An 18,558-nucleotide genomic window follows, 5' to 3' on the forward strand; every position below is an offset into this window, starting at 1 on the left:
TCTCACATTCTCTGCAGGCGGTGCAGGATCTCGTCCAGCGCGGCCCGGCCGGGGGCGGGGGTCGTCTGGTCGCGCAGCTCGGAGTTCGCCGGGTCGACCCACCGCCACAACTCCGGGCCGAACTGGTGCAGGCCCGCGGCCTCCATCGCGCGGCGGTTCTTGGCCACCCGCATGCCGGCGGACAGCTCGAATTCCTTGGCCAACAGGGGCCGCAGATGCCGGTCCCAGTCGGCGCGGGTGCCGTCGGCGCGGTCGGCGAGCATCTGCGCCCTGGCCTCCCAGCGCCGCAGCATCTCCACCGGGCCGTTGTCGATCTCGTCGGCGCGGTCGTCGGCGGCGCGCGCGGTGCGCTCCCGCAGCGACGCCAGCAGCAGCACCAGCGCGATCGCGACCGGCACGGCGGCCAGCGGCAGCAGCGCCTCGCGCAGCCGGGCCGCGGCGATCGCCTCCAGCAGCAGTACCGCGCCGATCGCGGTGACCGCGACGGCGGTCCTGGTCATACCGTCTCCTCCTGCGGCATCTCGCCCTGCAGGTCGGCGAGCACGACGCGCAGCAGTTGCTCGGCGCGCATGCGCTGCCATTCGAGCATGGCGTGTGGGCTGAACCGCGCCTCCTCGAACAATGCCACCAGCTCGCGGGCGGAGGTGTCGTGCAGGGCGCCGCGTTCGAAGGCGCGGGCCAGCACCTCCATCGGGGTGTCGGAGGCCAAGGGGGCGGCGGCGCGGCCGGAGGCGAGACCGCGCTCCATGGCGACGTAGCAGGCGATGATCGCGGTGCGCGGGTCCTGGCCGGGGGCGTTCATCGCGGCCAGGCCCATCTCGGCGGCGCGGGCCAGCGAACCGACTTCGGCCGGGGGCGCGGGCGCCTCGACCAGGACGGTCTCGCGTGCCCGGCGCCGGGTCGCCAACGCGACCGCCAGCAGCCCGGCGCAGGCGACGGCGACCAGCGCGACGGCGGCGACGACCGCCAGGGTCAGGGCGGTGCCACTGAGTTCGGCCGCACCGGAACCGGGCGACGGCGCGCCGGTGGGTGCGGGTTCCGGTGGCGCACCGCTCCCGGTGGCCGGGGCGGGCTCGGTGGGAGCCTGTGCCGGGAGCACGACGAAGAAGACCGCCGAGGCGGCGGCGACGAGCAGGGCGAACGCGGTGAGGGCCGCCAGCACCAGCAGGCCCGTGCGGCCCAGCCGCCACTGCACGGGTTCCGGTTCGCGCTCGGGCTCGGGCATGCTCAGCGGTAACCGGTGCTGGCTGGCGAGCACGCCCGCCAGCAACACCACGATCGAGACGGTCAGCAGCACGGGCATCAGGGCGACGGTGAGCGCCGACGGCGGGCCCGGTTCGGCCGGTCCGGCGGCGGGAGCGCCGGGGATGTGACCGCGCAACGCGACGGTGGCGACCGCGATCAGCATGATCAGCACGATCACGCGGGTCATCGGCGCACGCGCCCGAGCCACCAGCATTACCACCAAACCTGAGAACTGCTCGAAACAGCCACATAGTTACATGCCGGACGGTCCGCCCGGGACCGAATCGCAGAGTTCGAGCGCCCCGGATGCGCGGCGTCGCCGCAGGTCGACGGCGGGGTGATGATCACACAGCCCCGCGGACCGCCGGCTGTGAAATCTCATAGAGTCTGCTGACCGTCCGGTCGAGGTCGCTACCGGCGGGCATCCCCGCCGCCAGCACGGCCGGCGGCGCGGCGGCATGGACGATGACCGGCCGGTCGGCGTCGTAGAGCACGTCGATCAGGGTGATCCAGCGGGTCACCAGGTCCGCGTGCACGGTGCGCAGCAGCGGGACGGCGCCGATCACCCAGCGCTCGAACCGGGCGGCGAGCGCCACGTAGTCCGCGGCCGACACCGCGCTGCCGCACAGGTCGGTGAACGACGCCACCAGGGTGCCCGCGGTGGCCGCGTGCACCGGCACGGTGTGCGCGCCGATCCGCACCGCGGTCGTCGCCGCACAGGGCGGGCCACCCAGCAGATACCGGCCGGCCGCGAATCCGGCTGCGGTCCGGCCGGAGCCGTGCCTGCGGTAATCCAGTGGACCGTCCACGGCCACCACGTCCAGGTGCGCGCGGATGGCCGCGATGACGGGCAGGAAGCGGTCGTGGAACAGCGGATTGGGCAGCAGCTGCTCCGGACGCTGGTTCGAGGTGACGACCAGCGGGACGCGGCGGGCGAACAGCGCGTCGAGCAGCCGGGCCACCAGCATGGCGTCGCCGATGTCGTCGGCGTGGAATTCGTCGAAGCACACCAGTTCGGCATCCCCGATCAACGCGGTCAGTGCGCCGTCGACGGACCCGGTGTCCTGCCGGGCGCGGTGCAGCAGCGCGAAGAACTCGTGGAAATGCCAACGGCGCGTTCGGGTGCGGGTCGCGGCGGCGAGGAGGTGGTCCATCAGCATGGTCTTGCCACGGCCGGGGCGCCCGTGCAGGTAGACGCCCCGGGCACGACGGCGTGGCCGACCGCCGTCGAGCAGCGCGGCCAGCCGGTCCGCCGCCGCGCGCTGCCCGGCATCGAGTTCCACGATCCCGCTCACCGCGACCTCCTCCTGTCGTCACCGCCGTCTCCTCTACAGTTGTAGAGGGGGACGCGCGAGACGACCAGCGGAGGTGACGATGTCCACAGACGGCCGGCGCACACAGATCGTGGCGACGGCCGTCGACCTGATCGCCGACGCAGGCATCCGGGCACTCACCCACCGCGCGCTCGACCGCGCGCTGGCGCTGCCCGCCGGATCGGCGTCGTACTACTTCCGCACCAGGCGGGCGCTGCTGGCCGCGGTGGTCGACCACATCGCCGAACGCTCGCGTGCGGATTTCCGGGAGGCCGGACTCGCTGCCTCGGACGACGTCGACGCGGTGGCCGACGGCATCGGGAACTGGCTCGACGACCTGCTGGCCGCCCGCCGCGCGCAGCTGCTCGTCCGGCACGCCCTGATCCTCGAGCTCGGCGCGGATACCGAACTGCGCGAGCGGCTGGCCGCCGGGCTGTTCTCGGTGGAGCGGGTCCGAGAACTGTTCGCCGCCTGGGGAATCGGAGATCCTCATCGGGCCGCGCTCGACTTCGTCGCCGTGCTAGAGGGCGCGGTGTTCGACCGGTTCGCGGGCCACCGGCGCGCCCTGGTGGCGGGCACAGCGGAGAGCCGCGCACAGCTCACCGGCCTGGTGACGGCCTACCTGCGCGGGGTGCGTGGCCGCTAGGGCTCCCCCGGAGGTACTGCCGCCCAGCCGATCTCGGAGTACGGCCGGCCGGAACGCAGTGCCCGGACACCGGCCGCGGGATAGTCGATCACGTCCGCGGGCAGCGCGTCGAGCGCGAACCAGCGCAGCTCGTAGCACTTGTCCGGCTCCCGATTGACCGGCTCGCCCGTCCATCGTTCGGCCAGGAAGAACAACCCGAGTCGCGGTTCCAGGCCCACGTCCACGACGTGCGCGGTGTGCACGAGCCGCAGGTCGGCCGGATCGATCCGGACGCCCACCTCCTCGAGCGCCTCCCGCGCGGCGCCGGCGCGGGCGGGTTCGCCCGCCTCCAGCTTGCCCGCGGGCAGATGCCAGCGCCCGTCGAAGCGGTCCGCGCTCCGGCGGCGGCTCAGCAGCAGCGAGCCGTCGCGCACCAGCAGCACGTGCACATCGACGAAGTGGCGGACGGTCATCGGACTCCTTCGCGCGGGGACCGCAGCCACGGTAGCGCGGGCGACTCAGCCCGCGCTGAGCACCAGCCCCGAGGTCGGCACGCCGGTGCCCGCGGTGACCACGATGTTCGCCAGTCCCTCGACCTGGTTCACCGACGTGCCGCGGATCTGCCGCACCGCCTCGGTGATGCCGTTCATGCCGTGGATGTAGGCCTCGCCGAGCTGGCCGCCGTGCGTGTTCAGCGGCAGCCTGCCACCGTGCTCGATGGCGCCGTCGGCGATGAAGTCCCTGGCCTCGCCGCGCCCGCAGAACCCGAGTTCCTCGAGCTGCATGAGCACGAACGGGGTGAAGTGGTCGTAGAGGATCGCGGCCTGCATGTCCTGCGGGCCGAGCCCGCTCTGCGCCCACAGCTGCTGCCCGACCAGGCCCATCTCCGGCAGGCCGGTCATGGCGTCGCGGTAGTAGCTGGTCATCACGTACTGGTCCGCCCCGGAACCCTGGGCGGCACCGACGATCACCGCGGGCTTCTGCGGCAGGTCGCGGGCTCGTTCCACGCTGGTGACCACGATGGCCACCCCGCCGTCGGATTCCTGGCAGCAGTCGAGCAGATGCAACGGTTCGGCGATCCAGCGGGAGCGCTGGTGGTCCTCGAGGGTGATCGGCTTGCCGTAGAAGAACGCGTCCGGGTTGACCGCGGCGTGCTTGCGGTCGGCCACCGCGACCCGGCCGAAATCCTCGCTGGTGGCGCCGTAGACGTGCATGTAGCGGCGGGCCACCATGGCGACCTGCGCGGCGGGCGTGCCGAGGCCGTGCGGGTAGGACCAGCCCGCGTCGATGCCGGAGGAGGTGGGCGCGGTGGCCAGCGCGGTGGAGAACTGCCCGAACCGCGAGACCGACCGCTCGTTGAACGCTCGGTAGGCCACCACCACCTCGGCCACCCCGGTGGCCACCGCCATCGCGGCCTGCTGCACGGTCGCGCAGGCGGCGCCGCCGCCGTAGCCGATGTGGCTGAAGAAGGTGAGCTGCGGGATGCCGGTCGCGCGGGCGACGGCGGCCTGGGTGTTGTTGTCCATCGTGAACGTGGTGAGCCCGTCCACATCGGCCGCGGTGAGCCCGGCGTCGGCCAGCGCCGCGTGCACGGCCTCGGCGGCCAGCCGCAATTCGCTGCGCCCGGACTCCTTGGAGAAGTCGGTGGCGCCGATCCCGACGATGGCGGCGCGGCCGCTCAGGGGGGAACGGTCGGCCGGCGATTTACTGGTCAAGACTGCCTCCGGTGAAGCCGATGACGGCGGTCGCCGTGATGTGGTCGCCGAGACTGTCGCGGCCGACGACGGCGATGGTGACGTCGGTGTCCGACACCTCGGTGACGGTGCCGGTCAGGGTGAGCGTGTCCCCCGCGTACAGCGGCACGCCCAGGCGCAGCGCGATGGACTTGACGACCGCGCGAGGACCCGCCCAGTCGGTGACGAAGCGCTGCACCAGGCCGGTGTCGGTGAGGATGTTGACGAAGATGTCCTTCGAGCCCCGCGCGACCGCCTTGTCGCGATCGTGGTGCACGTCCTGGAAATCGCGGGTGGCGATCGCGGTGCTGATCACGAAGGTCGGATCGGCGTGGATGACCAGTTCGGGCAGCGTCGTGCCCACCTCGATCCGCGCCGGGATCGGCGGTGCGTCGGTCGTCTCGGTCATGCCGTCACCTTCCAGTAGGGCAGCGTGGCGTCGTCGTCGAGTTGTTCGAAGGCCACCTCGACCGGCAGGCCGACGCGCACCTCACCGGGGTCGATGCCGCGCAGTTCGCCCAGCATGCGCACCCCTTCCTCCAGTTCCACCAGGGCGACCACGAACGGCAGCTGCCGTCCGGGCACCTTCGGCGCGTGGTGCACCACGTAGCTGAACACGGTGCCGCGGCCGCTGGCGACCACGTAGTCGGTCTGTTCGGATTTGTCCTTCCACACCGCCGGGATCGGCGGATGCCGCAGCGTGCCGTCGGGCAGGCGCTGGATCCGCAACTCGCCGAGTTTCGTGCCTGCCCAGAAGAATTCGGTGTCGTGGGAGACCAGCGGCTTGACCCGCTCGCCCGCGGGCCGCTCGGCGGCGGGTCGCGGTGCGAACTTCAGGATGCGGAACAGCATCTCGGTGACGAGTTCGTCGCCGACGTACCAGAGGGTGCGGAAGGTGACGAACCACCCCTCCCCCAGTCCGGTCCGCTTGGGGCCGGAGATGCTGTCCAGCCTGCTGGTCACGGTGACCTGTTCGCCGGGCACCAGGTAGCGGTGGTAGATCTGCTCGCAGTTGGTACCCACCACCGAGGTGTAGCCCGCGGCGTCGAGCAGGTCGTTGGTCTGCGCCATCGGATCGTCGGGCGGGCGGACGCCGCCCAGCCCGAACATCGTCCAGACCTGCGCCATCGCGGGCGGGGCGACGATGCCGGGGTGGCCGGCGGCGCGGGCGGCGGCCTCGTCGACGTAGATCGGGTTGGTGTCGCCGATGGCCTCCACCCAGTTGTTGATCATCGGCTGGTTGACCGGGTCGCGCGCAAGGCGCGGTGCGCACTCGCCCGCCGCGATGATCTGCTCCGCGGCGGCGACGATGGCCTCCGGCGTCGTCGTGTCCGGCACGCGCGGCTCCTTCTCTGTCGGTAGGGGGGTCGGATACGCCGGGTCAGCGCGGCACGCGCGGCAGCTTCAGCCCGGCGGTGGCGACGAGTTCGCGCATGATCTCGTTGACGCCGCCGCCGAAGGTCACCACCAGGTTCTGCTTGGTGCGCCGGTCCAGCCAGCCCAGCAGTTCCGCGGTGGCCGGTTCGGCGGGGTCGCCGTAGCGGCCCACGATCTCCTCCACCAGCCGGCCCGCCTCCTGCAACTTCTCGGTGGAGAACACCTTGGTGGCCGAGGCGTCGGCGATGACCTGCGACTGGTCGGCGTCCGCGCGCTCCGCGGTTCCGGCGACCTGCCAGTTCAGCAGTTCGTTGAGCCGCACCATCGCGTGCACCCGGCCGAGCGTGCGGCGCACGTCCGGCTCGGCGAGCACGCCCTGGGCGGCGGCCCACTCGCGCACGCGGTCGTAGAGCTGCTCGATCTTGCCCGAGGGGCCGAGGCCGACACGCTCGTGGTTGAGCTGGGTGGTGATCAGCTGCCAGCCCCGGTTCTCCTCGCCCACCAGCATGTTCGCCGGTACCCGGACGTTGTCGAAATAGGTGGCGTTGGTGTGGTGCGCGCCGTCGCAGGTGATGATCGGCGTCCAGCTGTAGCCGGGATCCTTGGTGTCGACGATCAGGATGGTGATGCCGCGGTGGCGCGATTCCACGGTGCCGGTGCGGCAGGCCAGCCAGATGTAGTCGGCCTCGTGCGCGCCGGTGGTGAAGATCTTCTGCCCGTTGACGATCCAGTCGCCGGAGGCGTCGCGCACGGCGCTGGTGCGCAGCGCCGCCAGGTCGGTGCCCGCCTCGGGTTCGGAGTAGCCGATGGCGAAGTGGATGTCGCCGGTGAGGATGGCGGGCAGGAACTTCTGCTTCTGTTCCTCGGTACCGTACACCTGCAACGTCGGTCCGACGGTCAGCAGTGTCACCAGCGGCAGCGGCACGTCGGCGCGCACCGCCTCGTTGTAGAAGATCTGCTGTTCGACCGGGCCGAAGCCCTGCCCGCCGAACTCCTTCGGCCAGCCAACACCCAGCCAGCCGTCGCGGCCCATCCGGCGCACCACGGCGCGGTAGGCGTCGCCGTGGCGGTTGACCGCCATCTCGGCTTCTTCCTCCGGGGTCACCAGACCCGCGAAGTAGGAACGCAATTCGTCGCGCAGCGCGCGCTGCTCGGCGGTCAGATCGATGAACATCTTGCTCCTAGACGATCCAGGCGCAGCGATTCGCCGCCGAGCCAGCGGGCGAGGTCCTTGGCCTGTGAGTAGTAGCGGTGCATCGGATGGGTGATGTCGACGCCGAGGCCGCCGTGCAGGTGATGACACTTCTGCATGGCCGCGGGCAATTCCGCGGCCACCGTGTAGGCGAGCACGTCGAGGTCGTCGTCGACGCGCGCGCGGTGGTCCGCGTCGCCCTCCTCCTGCGCGAGCGCCCAGCTCGCGGAGACCGCGACCGCGTGCAGGGTGCGGGAGACGACATACAGATCGGCGACCTCCTGGGCCACCGCCTGGAACTCCGCCAACGGCCTGCCGAACTGGCGGCGGGTGCGCAGGTGCTCGGCGGTGAGCGTGAGCGCACCCTTCAGCAGCCCGTCGGCCACCGACCCGATCGCCGACACCGCGTAGCGGTGCAGGTCGGCCAGGTCGCCGGGCAGCAGCCGCTCCGCCGGGATCGCCACATCCGCCAGCCGTACCGTGCATTCCGGCAGACCACCGGAGGCGGGCGAGGCGGTGCGGGTCAGCCCCTCGGCGTCGCCGTCGACGAGGGCGATACCGGCGTCGGTCGGGATCAGCAGCCAGCGGGCCTCCTCGGCGTAGGGCACGGCGATCTTGTGCCCGCTGACCCGCACCACGGCGCCGTCGGCGACCGCGGTGGTCTTCGGCGAGGTGGTGAACGGGCGGCCGGGCTCGCTCAGCGCGGCGGTGAGCACCGCGCCCTTGCCGACTTCGGGGTAGACCACTTCGGCGACCGCGTCCGGCAGCACCGGTAGCAGCGGCAGCAACCCGAATCCGAGCGTCGGCAGGGCGGGCACGGCGACGGCATCGGTGGCGAGTTCGGTGAGCAGCACGGAGATCTCCGCCTGCCCCATCCCGTCACCGCCGAAGCGCTCCGGCAGCGCCAGCCCCAGCAGGCCGGTCTCGACGAGGCTCGGCCACAGCCCCATGTCGCGGGCGGGCTCGCGCTCGAGCAATCCGACGACGACCTCGGCGACGGCGTCCTGGCCCTCGTCCCTGGTGAAATCCACGGTGTTCTCCCAGTTGGCTTTCGATCAGCTGTCCGCGTCGCGGGGCAGCCCGAGGATCCGCTCGGCGGCGACGGTGAGCAGGATCTGCTCGGTGCCGCCCGCGATGGACAGGCACCGGGTGAGCAGGAACTCGGTGACCTCGGCGGTCTCCTGCGCACCGAGCGGCCCGGCGACCTCCACGGCGAACTCGGCCACCGCCTGCCGATGCCGCACCCCGACGAGTTTGCGCACGCTGCTCTGCGCGCCCGCGTCGCCACCGGCCAGCACGGTCAGCGCGGCGCGCTGTTCGAGCAGCAACCCGCCGATCGCGTCGGCGACGAATCCGCCGAGCCGGTCGGCGATCAGCTCCGCGCCGGGCCCGGTGGCGGGCAGCTTGGCGATCAACTCCTCGAGGGCGGGCCCGATCCCGTTGCCGCCCATGGCGATCCGTTCCGCGGAGAGGGTGGAGCGGGCGATCTTCCAGCCGTTGTTCAGCGCGCCGACCAGGCAGTCGTCGGGCACGAAGACGTCGTCGAGGAACACTTCGCTGAAGCGCGCCTCCCCGGTGATCTGCACCAGCGGACGAACCTCGAGGCCGGGACTCTTCATGTCGACCAGGAAGTAGCTGATGCCGCGGTGCTTGGGCGCCTCGGCGTCGGTGCGGGCCAGGCAGATCGCCCAGTTCGCGCGGTCGCCGAGCGAGGTCCACACCTTCTGTCCGCGCAGCCGCCAGCCACCGTCGACCCGGGTCGCGGTGGTGCGCAGCGCCGCCAGGTCGGATCCCGCCTCGGGCTCGCTGAACAGCTGGCACCACACCACCTCACCGTGCAGCGTCGGCCAGGCGAAGCGGTCGATCTGCTCCTGGGTGCCGTGTTGCAGCAGGGTCGGGATCGCCCAGCCGCCGATCGCGAGATCCGGGGCGGCCAGGCCGGCACGGCGCAGTTCCTCGGAGATCATCAGGCCGGTCATCGGATCGGCGCCGCGGCCGTAGGGCGGCGGCCAGTGCGGCATCACCAGGCCCGCGTCGACCAGCGCGGCGCGCTGTTGTTCGGCGGGCAGCGCGGCGATCGCGGCGACCTCACGGGCCAGGCCGGTCGCGGCGGCGCCGTCGACCTGCACGCCGTCGGCGGCCAGCACCCGATCGGCACCGGTGGTGCGGCGATGCCCGGCGCGGGTGAGTTCGGTGACCCGGGCGCGCCAGCGCGCCGACCCGCCGAGCAGCTGCCGCAGCGCGGTGGCCCGGCGCAGGTAGAAGTGCGCGTCGTGTTCCCAGGTGAAGCCGATGCCGCCGAGCACCTGGATGCAGTCCTTGGCGGTCTCCACCGCCGCGTCCAGGGCGATGGCGGCCGCGATGGCCGCGGCGATCGGCAGCTCGGCGCCGCCCTCGTCGACCGCGGCCGCGGCGTCCAGCGCGACGGCGCGGATCAGCTCGGTGCGGCACAGCATCCACGCGCAGATGTGCTTGACCGCCTGGAAGGAGCCGATCTTGCGGCCGAACTGCTCGCGCACCTTGGCGTAGTCGACCGCGGTCTCGAGACACCAGCCGGCCAGCCCGGCCAGTTCCGCGGCGGCCAGCACCACCAGCAGGTCCTCGACCCGGTGCGGTGCGGTGAACACCTGCCCGGCGGTGACCGGCGTCTCCGCGCAGTGCACGGCGGCCAGCGGCGTGCTCGGATCGGTGGGCCGCAGCGGTTCCACCCGCAGGCCCGGCGCGTCCGGCGGCAGCAGGCACCAGCGCGGGCCGTCGGCCGAGCGCACCGGCAGCAACACCGCGGTGCCCGGCGCGGCGCCGAGCACGAGGGGCCAGCTACCGCTGAGTGACCCGGTCTCGGCGAGCGCGGGTAAACTCTGTGCCGATTCGGGCGAAAAGCTCGTCTCGGCAACGCTGTCGAGAGTATCGAGGGTATCGAGCGCGACGCCGCAGGGCAGATCCTCGGCGAGCGCACCGGAGGTGACGAGGTTGGCCAACGCCGTGGTCAGCACCGGTCCGCCGACGAGATCGTGCGCAGCCTGTTCCAGGAGCACGGCCAGGTCGGCGACCGTCGCGCCCGCGCCACCCGCCTCCTCGGCGACCGCGACGCGGAAGACGCCGAGGTCGGCCAGCGCGGGCCAGTACCCACGCCAGAATCCCTCGGGTTCGGCTCGCATTGTTGCAATCGGGCGGACCGATCCGGCCCAGCCCCGCATCGACTCCTGAACGGCTTTATGCTCGTCAGTGGTGGCGATGGTCACACTCCATACCGCCTTTCCCGGCGTGACTCCCACACCTAGAACATGTTCTAATATCCCTGCCGGGCGGAAGTCAAGACAACGCCGTCCTCTCCTCGACCGCGCAGCCAGGCAGACGAAACGACGTTTCCGGAAAGGACTCTCATCGATGGCCAGTCCGTCCCGATCGCAGCCCGCCGCCGCGCGCCCCGCGACAGTCACCACCCTGAGCGAGGACGAGCTGAGCTCGGCGGCGCAGCGGGAGCGCCGCAAGCGCATCCTCGACGCCACCCTCGCGCTGGCGTCCAAGGGCGGGTACGACGCGGTGCAGATGCGCGCGGTGGCCGAGCGGGCCGACGTGGCCGTGGGAACCCTCTACCGGTACTTCCCGTCCAAGGTGCATCTGCTGGTGTCCGCGCTGGCCAGGGAGTTCGAGCAGTTCGAGAGCAAACGCAAGCCGCTGGCGGGCTCCACGCCGCGCGAGCGCATGCACCTGCTGCTCACCCAGATCACCCGGATGATGCAGCGCGACCCGCTGCTCACCGAAGCGATGACCCGGGCGTTCATGTTCGCCGACGCCTCCGCGGCCGCCGAGGTGGACCGGGTCGGCAAGGTGATGGACCGGGTCTTCGCCCGGGCGATGAACGACGGCGAGCCGGATGAGCGCCAGCTCGCCATCGCCCGCGTCATCAGCGACGTGTGGTTGTCGAATCTGGTGGCCTGGCTCACCCGCCGCGCCTCGGCCACCGACGTGAGCGACCGGCTGGAACTGACCGTCGATCTGCTGCTCGGCGACAAGGAGTGAGGCGGCGGGGCGTGATCGGCGCCTCGCTTCCCCGGTGCGCACAGTGCCCGTGAGCGGGTTACCGTGGTAGTCATGCCGCGGTGCCGTCGAGGGGGTTACCCGTCGGTTATCCGTGCGGCGACCGGACGAATCCGCGATGTGGGCTCGCGATCGTCCGCACGCCGACCGGCGCGCTGCGGTGCGGCAAATTCAACACAGTATTGTTTTGGCCGCCCCTGAATCATCCCCTCCGATCACTAGGTTGGATGCGTGAGCGCACAGGATCTGCCACAAGAACTTCGCCGTGCACTGTCGACGGTCGCGCGCGAGCCACGGCTGCTGGTCGCATCGGACTACGACGGGACGCTCGCGCCCATCGTCTCCGATCCGTCCAAGGCGTATCCCCACCGGGAGTCGGTGAGCGCGCTACGCGCCCTCGCCGGGCTGACCGGCACCACCGCGGCCGTGATCTCCGGCCGCGCCCTGCGTGATCTGGCGGCGCTCTCGCGCCTGCCCGTCGAGGTCCAGCTGATCGGCAGCCACGGCTCGGAGTTCGACGTCGGCTTCGTGCACGCCATCGACAACGACGCCAAGCAGTTGCTGCACGAGGTCCAGGCCGCGCTGACCCAGATCGCCGACGACAACCCCGGCGCCTCGGTGGAGACCAAGCCGGCCAGTGTCGCGCTGCACGTGCGCAACGCCGCCCCCGAGATCGGGCGCCGGGCGCTGGAATCGGTCCGCCAGGGTCCGGCGCGCTGGGTCGGGGTGCAGGTCACCGAGGGCAAGGCGGTCATCGAACTGGCCGTCATCCAGACCGACAAGGGCACCGCCCTGGACACCATCCGCCACCAGGAGGGCGCGACGGCGGCGGTGTTCTTCGGCGACGACGTGACCGACGAGAAGGCGTTCCGCGTGCTGTCGGGCCCCGATGTCGGCATCAAGGTGGGCGAGGGCGAGAGCCTGGCCAAGTACCGGGTGGACAGCACCGAGGCCGTCGCCTGCGCGCTGGCCTTCCTGCTCGAGGAACGCCGCACCTGGCTGGCCGGTGCGAGCGCACCGCGCATCGAGCGGCTGACCATGCTGGCCAGCCCGCGCTCGGTGGCGCTGCTCACCCCCGACGCCACCGTCACCTGGTTCTGCCACCCCGAACCGGACTCGGCCGCGGTGTTCGCCCATCTGCTGGGCGGGCCGCAGGCCGGGCACTTCGGCGTCGCGCCGGAACGGCCCGGCCTGCCGCTGTCGCAGCGCTACGTGGACGGCACCATGACCGTCGAAACGCGTTGGGCCAGTTTGCAGGTCACCGACTACCTGCCGCACGACGTGGCCCCCACCCGCACCGACCTGACCCGGGTGATCAGCGGCCACGCCAGGGCCGTGGTCACCTTCGCGCCCCGGCCGGAGTTCGGCCAGGTGCCGGTGAGCCTCGAGGCCGACCGGGACGGGCTCAAGGTGCTCGGCACCAACGACCCGATGGTGCTGCGTTCCCCCGGCGTGCAGTGGCGCATCGACAACGACGGCGTGCACGACGTCGCCACCGCCGTCGTCGACCCGGCGCAGGGCCCGGTGGTGCTCGAACTCCGCTGTGGCACACACGATCTGGACCCCGCATCGGCCAGCGAGACCGAGCGCAGGCGCGAGGCCGAGCGGTACTGGCGGGAGTGGGCGAACTCGCTGGAGCTGCCGCCGCTCAAGCCGGACCTGATGAAGCGTTCGGCGCTGACGCTGCGCGGGCTGGTGCACGCGCCGTCCGGCTCGATCCTCGCGGCGGCCACCACCTCGCTGCCCGAGGACATCGGCGGAGTGCGCAACTGGGACTACCGCTACTGCTGGCTGCGCGACGCGGCGCTCACCGCGCAGTCGCTGGTCACCCTGGGTTCGCTGACCGAGGCCGAGCAGTTCCTCGGCTGGGTGCACCGGGTGCTGGAGACGCTGCCCGGCCCCGAGCGCCTGCACCCGCTCTACACCATCTACGGCGAGACGCTGCCGCCCGAGGCCGTGATCGACCAGCTGCCCGGATACGCGGGCTCGCGGCCGGTGCGCGTCGGCAACGCGGCGAACATGCAGGTGCAGCTGGACGTCTTCGGCCCGATCGTCGACCTGATCTCGACGCTGGCGCACGCGCGCGAGCGCAAGGGCATCACCGAGCCCGCCAAGGCACTGCCGGATGCCGATTGGGAACTGGTGCACGCCATGGTGGCCGCGGTGCAGCGCCGCTGGACCGAGCCCGACCACGGCATCTGGGAGATCCGCGGGAACCCCCGTCACCACGTGTACTCCAAGGTGATGGGCTGGCTGACGGTCGACCGCGCGCTGACGCTGGCGCAGAAGTTCGACCGGCCGGTGGACCCGGAGTGGGTGAGCCTGCGCGAGACCATCGCCGAGGAGGTCAAGTCCAAGGGCTGGAACGACGAGGTCCAGTCGTTCACCGCCGCCTACGACGGCACCGATCTGGACGCGGCCACCCTGCACATCGGCCTGAGCGGGCTGATCGACCCGTCCGACCCGCGCTTCGCGGCCACCGTGGTGGCCACCGAGGCCGAGTTGCGCAGTGGCTCGACGGTGTACCGCTACCACCACGACGACGGCCTGCCCGGCGGCGAGGGCGGCTTACACCTGTGCGCGGCCTGGCTGGTCGAGGCGTACCTGCTGATCGGCAAGCGCTCCGACGCCGAGGCGCTGTTCGCCCAGCTGGTCGACGTGGCGGGCCCGACCGGCCTGCTCAGCGAGGAGTACGACCCGGTGGCCGAGCGCTCGCTGGGCAACCACCCGCAGGCCTACAGCCACCTGGGCCTGCTGCGCTGCGCCCAGCTGCTCTCCCAGCCGGTGCAGGTGCTGGTCTGACCCGATTCCGGCGACGGCCCCGCGACCGACCGCGGGGCCGTCGTCGTGTCACCGGCCACAACATCGCCGGCCGAGGCCGGTGATATCGCACAGGTGCGCTACTCTTTAATGGAAATCGTTTCCGTTTCAAGTAGTGTGGAGTCCCGTCGTGAGGAACAGAATCACCCGGTTCGCCGGCATCGCCCTTGGCGCGGTCACCATCGCCGCCGCGACGGCCTGCTCCGGCGGCTCCGACGGCGGCGACCGGATCACCGTGGTGGCCTCCACCAACGTCTGGGGTGACATCGCCGCGGCCGTGGCCGGGCCCGATGCCGAGGTGAGTTCGCTGATCTCCGACCCCGCCGCCGACCCGCACTCCTACGAGGTGACCGCCGTCCAGGCGGCCGAACTGTCCGACGCCGACCTGATCGTCTACAACGGCGGACACTACGACGAGTTCATCGACAAGGCCATCGGTGGCAAGAACAAGCGCACCGTGAACGCCGTGGAGATCGCGGGCGGCGGCGGCGCGGACGAGCACGGTCACGACCACGGCGCCGAGGGCGACGCCCAGGCCGCCCCGGCCGACGGCCACGATCACGGCAACCACGAGCACGACGCGCACGAGCACGACAACGAGCACGTCTGGTACGACACCCACGTCGCGGGCGAGGTGGCCGAGCGGATCGCCGATTCGCTGGGCGAACTGGACCCCGACCACCGGCAGGCCTACGCCGACCGGGCCGCCGCCTTCACCGCGCGCCTGGCCGGAATCGACGCCGTCGTCGACCGGATCGCCGCCGAGCACCCGAACCAGCCGGTGGTGCAGACCGAGCCGCTGGCGCAGTACCTGGTGCTGGCCGCCAAGGCCGACGACCGCACGCCGCACGAGTTCCAGGAGGCCATCGAGCAGGGCACCGATCCCTCGCCGGCCGCCGTCGCCGCGGTGCACGACCTGATCACCACCAAGCAGGTGCGCGCGCTGATCTACAACGTGCAGACCGAGGACAAGATCACCAAGGACATCCGCGCCCTCGCCGACACCGCGGGCATCGCGGTGGTCGAGGTGACCGAAACCCTGCCCGAGGGCCTGGATTACATTCAGTGGCAGACCCGCAACGCCGAGGCACTCGCCACCGCACTCGCCTGAGACATGCCCCGGACCCGTCCACTTCGCCCCCAGGGAGCAGCGCTGACCGAGCCGATCGAACGGGCCACGCCGCCCGACGCCGCCGCACCCGCCGCCGTCACCCCGGACGCGCGGCGCGAGTCCGCCGTGCCCGCGGTCCGGCTGCGCGCGGCGCGGCTGTCCTTCGGCGAGCGCACCCTGTGGGACGGCCTCGACCTGGACATCCGGCCCGGCGAATTCGTCGCGGTGCTCGGCCCGAACGGCTCGGGCAAGACCTCGTTGCTCAAGGTGCTGCTCGGCCAGCTCCAGCTGACCGAGGGGACCGCCGAGGTGGTCGGCAAGCCGGCCAGGGCGGGCAACGCCGACATCGGCTACATCCCGCAGCAGCGCACCATCGACGCCGGAGTCCAGCTGCGCGGGGTGGATCTGGTCGGCCTCGGTGTGGACGGGCACCGCTGGGGCCTCGGCCTGCGCGGGCGCGCCGAGCGCAACCGCAAGGTGGCCGCCGCCGTCGCCGCGGTGGGCGCGCAGCACTACGCCGACGCGCCGCTCGAGACCATGTCCGGTGGCGAACAGCAGCGGCTGCGGGTGGCGCAGGCCCTCGTCGGTGATCCCGAGGTGCTGCTGTGCGACGAACCGCTGCTCAGCCTGGACCTGGCCAATCAACGGCTGGTCGCCGAACTGATCGACAAGCGCAGGCGCAGCCACGACACCGCCGTCCTGTTCGTCACCCACGAGATCAACCCGATCCTGCCGTTGGTGGACCGGGTGCTGTATCTGGTGGACGGGCGATTCCGCATCGGCACCCCCGCCGAGGTGATGACCTCCGAGGTGCTCTCCGAGCTGTACCGCACCGAGGTCGACGTGCTGCGGGTGCGCGGGCGGCTGGTCGTGGTCGGCACCGGCGACACCCTCGACGCCCTCGGCTCGGCCGGGGCCGAACACTGTCACGCCGAGCCGAGCCACAGCGGGGTCAACGCCTGATGGACAAACTGGCCGACGTACTCGGCAAGATGTTCGACCTGTCCACCACCGCCGACCTGCTCTCCTACGACTTCGTGCAGCAGGCGGTGCTCGCGGCCGCGCTGCTCGGCCTGCTCGCCGGTGCGATCGGTCCGCTGATCATCAGCAGGCAGATGTCCTTCGCCGTGCACGGCACCAGTGAACTGTCGCTGACCGGCGCGGCGGCCGCGCTGCTCGCGGGCATCGGCGTGGGCATCGGCGCGATCGCCGGGTCGGTGGTGGCGGCGGTGCTGTTCGGCCTGCTCGGCACCCGCGCCCGCGAGCGCGATTCGGTGATCGCGGTGGTGCTCTCGTTCGGTCTCGGCCTGTCGGTGCTGTTCCTGTGGCTCGGGCCCGAACGTGCCGGATCGAAGTTCTCGCTGCTCACCGGTCAGGTGGTGGCCGTCGGCTACAGCGGCCTCGCGCTGCTGATCACCTGCACCGTGCTGGTGCTGGCGGTGCTGGCGGCGATCTACCGGCCACTGCTGTTCGCCAGCGCCGACCCCGAGGTGGCCGTCGCGCGCGGCGTGCCGGTGCGCGCGCTGGCGGTGGTGTTCGCGGTGCTGCTCGGCGTGACCGCCGCCTTCGGCGTGCAGATCGTCGGGGCGCTGCTGGTGCTGGCACTGCTCATCACCCCCGCCGCGGCGGCCGCGCAGGTGACCGCGAATCCGGTGCGGGCCACCGTGCTGGCGATCGTGTTCGCCGAGCTGGCGGCCGTGGGCGGCATCCTGCTGTCGCTGGCGCCGGGCGTGCCGGTGTCGACGTTCGTCACCGCCATCTCGTTCGCCATCTACCTGCTCTGCCGCCTCATCGGCGCACGTCGCCGCAGGTCCGTGGCGGTACGCTGATCGTCGGCAACTTTTGAGGGCAGCCGACCTCAGTCGGGTGCGCGCGGTTTCGTATGCTCGATCCGACCGCCCACCGAACGAATGGTTGCCACCGTGATCGACTTCTCGATTCCCGCCGACCTCGCCGCCGAGCGCGACCGCGTCCGCCGATTCGTCATCGACAAGATCGTCCCGTTCGAGCGCGACCCGCGCCTGACCGCGCACGGCCCGACCGACGAGCTGCGCCAGGAACTGGTGGAACTGGCCCGCGCGGAGAAGCTGCTCACCGTGCAGGCGCCCGAGGAGTTCGGTGGCCGCGGCCTCAGCCACGTCGAACAGGCGGTCATCTACGAGGCGGCGGGCTGGTCCACCCTCGGCCCGGTCGCGATGAACTGTGCCGCCCCCGACGAGGGCAACATGTACCTGCTCGGCAAGATCGCCGACCGCGACCAGATCGACCGCTACCTCATGCCGGTGATCAACGGGCACCAGCGCTCGGTCTTCGCCATGACCGAACCCGAAGGCGCGGGCTCCGATCCCGGCCAGCTGTCCACCGAGGCGGTGTTCGACGGCGAGAACTTCGTCGTCAACGGGCGCAAGTGGCTCATCACCGGCGCCGACGGAGCCAAGACCTGGATCATCATGGCGCGCCTCGCGCCCAATCCGCACCTGCCCGAAGGGCCGACCCTGTTCCTCACCGACGGCGACCAGCCCGGCATCGTCATCGAGCGGACCATGAACACGATGGACCGCAACTACGTCGCCGGCCACGGCGTGGTGCGCTTCGACAACCTCACCCTGCCCAGGTCGGCCCTGCTCGGCGAGGCCGGACAGGCGCTGCGGTACGCCCAGCTGCGGCTGGCCCCGGCCCGGCTCACCCACTGCATGCGCTGGCTCGGCGCGGCCGAGCGCGCGCAGAGCATCGCCGTGCAGCACGCCAGGACCCGTACCGCGTTCGGCAAGACCATCGGCGAGCACCAGGGTGTGTCGTTCATGCTGGCCGACAACGAGATCGCCCTGCACCAGTGCCGGTTGACCATCTGGCACGCGTGCTGGCTGATGGACCAGGGCGAGAAGGCCCGCCACGAGAGCTCGATGGCGAAGTCCTATGTCTCCGAGGAGCTGTTCAAGGTCGCCGACCGGTGCGTGCAGGTGCTCGGCGGCATCGGCATCAGCGACGAGACGGTGGTCGAGATGATCTTCCGTGACATGCGCGCATTCCGGCTGTACGACGGCCCGACCGAGGTCCACAAGTACGCGATCGGCCGCAAAATCCTCCGCTGATTTCGGCTA

17 protein-coding genes are annotated in these 18,558 nt (G+C 71.6%); 7 read left to right on the forward strand and 10 right to left on the reverse strand.

The annotated features are described in order from the left end of the window. Positions 1 to 2 precede the first annotated feature (2 nt). From AMO33_RS18410 to zapE, 3 genes are all read right to left on the reverse strand, one after another. Positions 3 to 500, reverse strand: coding sequence for a hypothetical protein (locus AMO33_RS18410; protein ID WP_011206987.1), 498 nt, complete (start codon positions 498 to 500; stop codon positions 3 to 5). Next, positions 497 to 1,432 (reverse strand): DUF4129 domain-containing protein, encoded by a 936-nt coding sequence (locus AMO33_RS18415; RefSeq protein ID WP_076573967.1) that lies wholly within the window; start codon positions 1,430 to 1,432, stop codon positions 497 to 499. Before AMO33_RS18415 ends, AMO33_RS18410 begins: the two co-directional genes overlap by 4 nt. A gap of 157 nt (positions 1,433 to 1,589) precedes the next feature. Continuing rightward, on the reverse strand, positions 1,590 to 2,540 hold the full coding sequence (gene zapE / locus AMO33_RS18420) for a cell division protein ZapE (RefSeq protein WP_060593714.1): 951 nt from the start codon (positions 2,538 to 2,540) through the stop codon (positions 1,590 to 1,592). 79 nt (positions 2,541 to 2,619) lie between these two features. Between zapE and AMO33_RS18425 the strand changes: the two genes are divergently transcribed. Then, positions 2,620 to 3,204 carry a TetR/AcrR family transcriptional regulator gene (locus AMO33_RS18425; RefSeq protein WP_060593715.1) on the forward strand — a complete coding sequence of 195 codons (585 nt, stop codon included), beginning with the start codon at positions 2,620 to 2,622 and terminating at the stop codon, positions 3,202 to 3,204. Here the strand turns inward: AMO33_RS18425 and AMO33_RS18430 are convergent. The 7 genes from AMO33_RS18430 to AMO33_RS18460 are packed head-to-tail and all read right to left on the reverse strand — an operon-like array spanning position 3,201 to position 10,727. After that, the gene (locus AMO33_RS18430; RefSeq protein ID WP_060593716.1) at positions 3,201 to 3,656 is read right to left on the reverse strand and encodes an NUDIX hydrolase; all 456 of its coding nucleotides are present in this window, start codon (positions 3,654 to 3,656) and stop codon (positions 3,201 to 3,203) included. The genes AMO33_RS18425 and AMO33_RS18430 overlap by 4 nt on opposite strands. A 45-nt stretch (positions 3,657 to 3,701) precedes the next feature. Next, entirely contained in the window at positions 3,702 to 4,898 is a 1,197-nt protein-coding gene (locus AMO33_RS18435) for a lipid-transfer protein (protein WP_011206982.1), read from the reverse strand. Next, positions 4,888 to 5,325 carry a MaoC family dehydratase gene (locus AMO33_RS18440; RefSeq protein ID WP_011206981.1) on the reverse strand — a complete coding sequence of 146 codons (438 nt, stop codon included), beginning with the start codon at positions 5,323 to 5,325 and terminating at the stop codon, positions 4,888 to 4,890. The genes AMO33_RS18435 and AMO33_RS18440 overlap by 11 nt, the downstream gene beginning before the upstream one ends. Beyond that, positions 5,322 to 6,254 (reverse strand): bifunctional MaoC family dehydratase N-terminal/OB-fold nucleic acid binding domain-containing protein, encoded by a 933-nt coding sequence (locus AMO33_RS18445; protein WP_060593717.1) that lies wholly within the window; start codon positions 6,252 to 6,254, stop codon positions 5,322 to 5,324. The genes AMO33_RS18440 and AMO33_RS18445 overlap by 4 nt, the downstream gene beginning before the upstream one ends. A 43-nt stretch (positions 6,255 to 6,297) precedes the next feature. Then, positions 6,298 to 7,467: an acyl-CoA dehydrogenase family protein gene (locus AMO33_RS18450; RefSeq protein ID WP_011206979.1), complete on the reverse strand. Its 1,170-nt coding sequence runs from the start codon at positions 7,465 to 7,467 to the stop codon at positions 6,298 to 6,300. Further along, positions 7,452 to 8,516, reverse strand: coding sequence for an acyl-CoA dehydrogenase family protein (locus tag AMO33_RS18455; RefSeq protein WP_060593718.1), 1,065 nt, complete (start codon positions 8,514 to 8,516; stop codon positions 7,452 to 7,454). The genes AMO33_RS18450 and AMO33_RS18455 overlap by 16 nt, the downstream gene beginning before the upstream one ends. A 24-nt stretch (positions 8,517 to 8,540) precedes the next feature. Further along, positions 8,541 to 10,727: an acyl-CoA dehydrogenase gene (locus tag AMO33_RS18460; RefSeq protein ID WP_060593719.1), complete on the reverse strand. Its 2,187-nt coding sequence runs from the start codon at positions 10,725 to 10,727 to the stop codon at positions 8,541 to 8,543. 145 nt (positions 10,728 to 10,872) lie between these two features. Here AMO33_RS18460 and kstR point away from each other — a divergent pair, with 145 nt between their 5' ends. The 6 genes from kstR to AMO33_RS18490 all read left to right on the forward strand — a co-directional run bounded on the left by kstR (position 10,873) and on the right by AMO33_RS18490 (position 18,549). Then, positions 10,873 to 11,508, forward strand: a complete 636-nt coding sequence (kstR, locus tag AMO33_RS18465; RefSeq protein WP_060593720.1) for a cholesterol catabolism transcriptional regulator KstR — start codon at positions 10,873 to 10,875, stop codon at positions 11,506 to 11,508. 249 nt (positions 11,509 to 11,757) lie between these two features. Beyond that, the gene (gene otsB, locus AMO33_RS18470) at positions 11,758 to 14,328 is read left to right on the forward strand and encodes a trehalose-phosphatase (protein ID WP_060593721.1); all 2,571 of its coding nucleotides are present in this window, start codon (positions 11,758 to 11,760) and stop codon (positions 14,326 to 14,328) included. Between the two features lie 148 nt (positions 14,329 to 14,476). Beyond that, positions 14,477 to 15,457 (forward strand): metal ABC transporter solute-binding protein, Zn/Mn family, encoded by a 981-nt coding sequence (locus AMO33_RS18475; protein WP_060593722.1) that lies wholly within the window; start codon positions 14,477 to 14,479, stop codon positions 15,455 to 15,457. A gap of 126 nt (positions 15,458 to 15,583) precedes the next feature. After that, positions 15,584 to 16,420 carry a metal ABC transporter ATP-binding protein gene (locus tag AMO33_RS18480; RefSeq protein ID WP_011206973.1) on the forward strand — a complete coding sequence of 279 codons (837 nt, stop codon included), beginning with the start codon at positions 15,584 to 15,586 and terminating at the stop codon, positions 16,418 to 16,420. Next, on the forward strand, positions 16,420 to 17,286 hold the full coding sequence (locus AMO33_RS18485) for a metal ABC transporter permease (RefSeq protein WP_086839283.1): 867 nt from the start codon (positions 16,420 to 16,422) through the stop codon (positions 17,284 to 17,286). The genes AMO33_RS18480 and AMO33_RS18485 overlap by 1 nt, the downstream gene beginning before the upstream one ends. Positions 17,287 to 17,379: 93 nt before the next feature. Next, positions 17,380 to 18,549: an acyl-CoA dehydrogenase family protein gene (locus tag AMO33_RS18490; RefSeq protein WP_041560602.1), complete on the forward strand. Its 1,170-nt coding sequence runs from the start codon at positions 17,380 to 17,382 to the stop codon at positions 18,547 to 18,549. The last annotated feature ends 9 nt before the right edge of the window (positions 18,550 to 18,558 follow it).

The organism is Nocardia farcinica, from assembly GCF_001182745.1.
GTDB classification, from domain to species: domain Bacteria; phylum Actinomycetota; class Actinomycetes; order Mycobacteriales; family Mycobacteriaceae; genus Nocardia; species Nocardia farcinica.